The following is a 507-nucleotide window of genomic DNA, read 5'->3' on the forward strand; positions in this document are numbered from 1 at the left end:
CACCAAGAGTCTCCCTGTTTACACCTGCCGATTTCATTTATTGCGCGATGGACAAGGAATTCATTGGTTCAATCGCCGAGGAGATGGACCGCAACCGTTCCACCATTCCTTCCTTCCGATCCGGCGTCCATATGGCCTCCATCGAGGCCATTCTTCAGTTGCTAACGGAGGAATGGCAAACAGGAGCCCCATCAGGCGCTCTCTACGTTGACTCGCTTGTGCACGCGCTGGGGGTGCGCTTTATGCTCGCCGATGAAGTTGCGGGGGCAGTCAGCGTCGCGACCACCTCCGGCCTACCGCGGCATATCCTCATTCGGGTGAAGGATCGAATTGAAGCTGAGCTTGGACACGCTCTGACGTTGGAAGTGCTGTCGCAGGAGAGCGGATACAGCAAATCTCATTTTCTTCGGATGTTCCAATCGGCAGTTGGCCAAACACCGTACCAGTATCTCCTAGGGAGACGCCTGCACCGTGCCCGGCAGCTCCTAAAAGAGAAGCACCTCACCC

1 protein-coding gene is annotated in these 507 nt (G+C 56.2%); it reads left to right on the forward strand.

Annotated features, from left to right (window positions below; translation table 11 throughout):
* The coding region (locus AC5S26_RS29945; RefSeq protein WP_494188605.1) for a helix-turn-helix domain-containing protein at positions 1 to 507 on the forward strand (507 nt) is incomplete at both ends.

The sequence above is a fragment of the Edaphobacter sp. FHG110511_03 genome (assembly GCF_059115365.1).